This window comes from Edaphobacter aggregans DSM 19364 (assembly GCF_000745965.1).
Lineage (GTDB): Bacteria > Acidobacteriota > Terriglobia > Terriglobales > Acidobacteriaceae > Edaphobacter > Edaphobacter aggregans.
The window spans coordinates 20,357-24,981 of sequence record NZ_KN050793.1; the positions used below are offsets into that span (position 1 = coordinate 20,357).

General features: G+C 56.6%; 4 protein-coding genes. 3 read left to right on the forward strand and 1 reads right to left on the reverse strand.

The window, feature by feature from the left end:
• Positions 1-21 precede the first annotated feature (21 nt).
• Complete coding sequence (locus tag Q363_RS35320) at positions 22-738, forward strand: bestrophin family protein (protein WP_051979801.1); 717 nt, start codon at positions 22-24, stop codon at positions 736-738.
• Between the two features lie 254 nt (positions 739-992).
• Positions 993-1,331 carry a S41 family peptidase gene (locus Q363_RS35325; RefSeq protein WP_035359884.1) on the forward strand — a complete coding sequence of 113 codons (339 nt, stop codon included), beginning with the start codon at positions 993-995 and terminating at the stop codon, positions 1,329-1,331.
• A gap of 116 nt (positions 1,332-1,447) precedes the next feature.
• Here the strand turns inward: Q363_RS35325 and Q363_RS45235 are convergent, their stop codons facing one another.
• Positions 1,448-1,834 (reverse strand): hypothetical protein, encoded by a 387-nt coding sequence (locus tag Q363_RS45235; protein WP_245632685.1) that lies wholly within the window; start codon positions 1,832-1,834, stop codon positions 1,448-1,450.
• Here Q363_RS45235 and Q363_RS37375 point away from each other — a divergent pair.
• On the forward strand, positions 1,802-4,327 hold the full coding sequence (locus tag Q363_RS37375) for a sensor histidine kinase (RefSeq protein ID WP_245632684.1): 2,526 nt from the start codon (positions 1,802-1,804) through the stop codon (positions 4,325-4,327). The genes Q363_RS45235 and Q363_RS37375 overlap by 33 nt on opposite strands.
• Positions 4,328-4,625 lie beyond the last annotated feature (298 nt).

Consider the following 4,625-nt stretch of genomic DNA (forward strand, 5'->3'; position numbering starts at 1 on the left):
GATAGCCGTACGTGGGGGCTTATGGTGTCGAACTTTGTCGCACCGGGTAGCGGAGCGCAGCGCAGGTTGATTTATCGCCATCTTGCGTGGTTGACTGCGCTCCGCTACCAGCTGCGCGAGCCGCGCAGCTGGGAGAGCATGAGCCGCCGCCATAATGTCGAATACCGGAAGTTCTATCGCATCGTGGAATGGGAGGGTGATCTGCGGGCGGAGCTGGAAGCATTGCTCGACCCTGCAGAGATCGAATTCCTCTTGAAAAAGAAGAACACCGCAACACAGTTGATTGCGATACAGTCGAAGGAAATCCGGGAGCTTACTGTCGAGGGTAGTTTGGGCGAGTTCCCACGATCGGAAATGCAGCGCACGTTGTCCTTGCTGTTGGACAGCCAAGGCAAGTGCGAGCGCATCAAGAATTTCCCCTACCCGCGGCAGTTCGCGACTCTGAACTTGCTCTTCGTCTGGCTTTTCATCCTGATGGTGCCTTACGGTCTTTTGCAGGAGTTCGAGAAGATTGGCGCGGCTTTCACCTGGATGACGATTCCCGCCAGCGTCGTGGTTTGCTGGGTGTTTCACACCATGGATAAGATCGGCGACGCCTCCGAGAATCCCTTCGAGGGAAGCCCGAATGATGTACCGATCACCTCACTAAGCCGCGTCATCGAAATCGATTTGCGGGAAATGCTGGGAGAGCGGGAGATTCCCGCGCCGATTCAGCCCGTGAACAACATCCTGATGTGACCGCTCCTGATGGACGTCGGCTCCTGAATGACGATTGTCCGCAATGCGCGCAGCGATGATGCATGATCCTGATCCCGATTAACGGCGCAGCGTTTATCGATGCCATAAGCGGCCGGCGTGCCCCCCACCCACGCCCCGCACGGCCAGACACGGACCGCACAGCCGGCACGTGAACACGCCGTCGCGCTTTTCACAGGATTCCAGCCTCGAAGAAGGAGCTTTGGCTACTCGCGCTGCGCTATACGCCCACGCTCGTGAAGAAATCTCCCATCGTCCTTGAGACCGAAGGGCTCGGAAACAAGCCTTTCCATGGAAGGGTCGTTCTCCTGGTTGACCGGCACACAGCCAGCGCTGCTGAAATGATCGTCGCCTTCGCACGGGAAAACTCGCTCGCCGTAATTGTCGATGAAAAGACAGCAGGTCGGCTTCTATCAGCCACCTCCGCCAAGGTAGGGCATGGCTACCGCTTAGCATTTCCCACGGGAGCGTACTACACCTGGAAAGGATCAGTTCTCGAAGGCACCCCGATCGAGCCGGACCAAGCGTTGCGTTCGACTGGCGTGAACCGCGTCGTGGCCACGATCCGCAATTGAGACACTGCATTGAACTCCTTGAGAAGCCACTGACTCGATAGAGTTGCAGAGAGATGCCCGTTGCAATGGAATGTTGCACTATTATCCTGCCGCCCGGTGCAATCCAATATTGCCATTTAATTCGAGGCGGTCTCGATTGCCAAATCCAGCTGTCCGAGCGGCATGGTGACTCCGGTCGGAGCAACAGGCAGTAAGGTGATGCCCGTCACTCGCCCGCAATTGGAAGTCGGTCCATCTTGCACAACTCGTTGAGTGATTTGGCGATTTCGCGGCAATTGACGTCGGGTTTGCAGCCTGCCGACGAAACCGAAGTCCGGGTCGCTTCCCAGGGAATTCTTTTTGATAACGACGGCGCCTTGTGGATCACCAGCATAGGCGACGGGCTTCGCCGTTCTCCAACTCCAGAACTGCTGAGCGGCCGTATCGAGAAATTCAGCACCGCGGTCGAGTCGTTCTCTGCGAAGGATGGATTGAGCGACGATTATGTCCGCGCCATTCTTCAAGACCGGGAGGGGAATATCTGGGTCGGGACCAACAACGGTCTCGATCGCTTCCGCAGAACGAACCTGAATCCGGTCATTCTCCCCTTCAAGGCGCGGTTTGCTATTTTGGCTGCCGGAGAGGCCGGAGACGCCTGGGTAGCAAACCTGGCTTCCATGGTCCGCGTTCACGGAGGACGCGCTGATCCTAGCCATCCGATGCCCAGCGAGGCCCTATCTGCGTATCGTGACCCCTCTGGCGCGATCTGGTGGCTTTGCTTGGATGCCATATATCGCTTTAACGCTGGAAAATATACCAGGATCGCGCTACCTCCGTCGTTTCCCAAGACAATTGTGCCGATGGGAGCCACGGAGGACGGCTCCGGTGCGCTCTGGCTGACTGCCCTGAGAGAAGGCATATTTTATCGGAAAAATGGACGATGGCAGCAACTTGAGACCGCGTCGGAATTCGCAAAATTGACCCCGAGGACAGCCTTCACGGATTGGATGGGCCGCGCATGGTTCGGATACGAAGGGGGCACAATGGTTATCCTGGACCAGGGAAAGATACAGAGAGTTTTTCCTGCCGATGCTTCTCCCGTTGGAAGCGTAAGGGCAATCAATGGCCGGGGACGGCATATATGGGTTGGCGGAAGCTTGGGACTTGCCTTCTTCGACGGGAACGGTTTCCGGCGGATCGGCCCTGCGGATGCCGAAACATTCGGTTCGGTTATGGGCATTGAAGAGACACCCGACGGCAGTTTGTGGCTGGCTGAAAGCAGGGGTGTAATTCACATCCCCGCGTCGGAAGCCCAGCATGCCTTGGACAATCCCTCCTATCGCGTAAAGTATCGTCTGTTCGACTCATTCGATGGCCTGTCCGGAACATTCGCGGCTACGGGAGCCTTTTTAAAGGAGATTCAGGGAACCGACGGCGGACTTTGGTTTTTTGCGTCGGGCGGAATCGTGCGGGTCGATCCTGCCGACATCTCGACGAATGCAATTCCTCCTCCTGTTTTGATTCGGTCTGTGAGAGCGAATGGCAAACAATCCGGTTCGCTGGCGAATCTGGTGCTGCCCCCACTAACAACCGATCTGCAAATTGGCTATATGGCTTTTAGCCTGTCTGTGCCGGAGAAGGTGCATTTTCGGTACAGGCTGGAAGGAGTGGATAAAGACTGGCAGGACGCGGGCACTCGTCGCGAAGCTTTTTATACCAGGCTCGGTCGCGGGAAGTACCATTTTCGAGTCATAGCCTGCAATAACGACGGAGTCTGGAATGAAGAGGGAGCGCATCTGGACTTCAACATCGCGCCCACCTGGTACCAGACGATTTGGTTCCGAGGCTTTTACGTGCTCGCTTTCTTTATGCTGCTCTGGGCCGGTTATCAAATGCGTATTCACCAGTTGCAGGAGCAGGAGAAGAAATTCCGCGAGGCAGTAGAAACCATGCCCGCCCTGGCTTTCGTTGCCGACCCCAGGGGCAATCGCACTTTCATGAACAGGGGTTGGCTCGAATACACAGAATTGAGCCCGGAAGAAGCGTCAGCGTCAGGATGGGAGAAGACGATTCACCCTGAGGACCTCAACCGCATCACGGAGCGATGGCGCGCGTCCGCGACGACTGGCGAACCTCTGGATTATGAAGCGCGGCTGCGCCGCGGATCGGACGGAGTCTATCGCTGGTTCCTGATACGCGCCGTGCCTGTGTGGGACAAGCGCGGGAAGATTGTGAAATGGTGTGGCGCGGCAACGGACATTGAAGACCGCAAACGTGCTGAACAGCTCCAGGCGGATCTTACCCATGCGAGCCGGGTCAGCACGATGGGAGAACTGGTCGCCTCTATCTCGCACGAACTCGCACAGCCCCTTACGGTCACAACCGCTAATGCCAAGGCATCTTTGCGATGGCTTCAGCGCGACCCGCCCGATCTGATGGAGGCGCGCAAAGGGACGGAAAGAATCATCGAAGCGGGCACCCTTGCCTCGGAGATTATCAACCGTCTGCGATCGTTGTACAAAAAATCCTCTCCCAAACGTGAATTGGTCGCGATAAATGAGGTCATCGGCGAAATGGCCGGGATGATGGGAGGTGAGGCCAGAGAGCATGGAGTATCGATCCGCACCGATCTGAAAGACGATCTTCCAATGACCGTGGCAGATCGGGTGCAACTTCAGCAGGTGCTCATGAACTTGATGCTGAATGGCATCGAGGCGATAAAGGACACGGGCGGCGTGGTTACGGTGAAGTCGCAATTGGGCGAGGACGGCCAGATCGAGATCTCTGTAAATGACACAGGCCCCGGGCTACCCTTGGGCAAGGCCGACCAGATATTTGATGCGTTCTTTACGACGAAACCGCAAGGCAGCGGCATGGGCTTAGCAATCAGCAAGTCAATTGTCGATTCGCATGGCGGCCGGATCTGGGCCAACGGCGACGGCGCGCGTGGCGCGACATTCCACTTCACCTTGCCAGCGGCTCCCGCGGAAACAAACCCTCCCGTGGATGCCGCGTGATTCGACATTCAGCAGAGTAGGTAGCTGCCGCATAGCACGATCGCATCGTCGGACTAGTCTCCGACCTTCGGTTCCATAACCCAAAGGGTCTGGTTTGTCGCTAACTCGTCAATAACCCGGAGGCTAACCGGCAAGGTGCGGTTTGTTTGAATGTAAGTCAGTGAGGAGCACGAGGTGTTGCAAAGGCTGAACTCAGCGGTGAAGCTGATTCAGAGAACTACCCCGGAGGCTCCTTGAGAGACGATATGTATTACATCGGACTGGATGTTCACAAGAGGACGATCAGCTATTGCGTGAA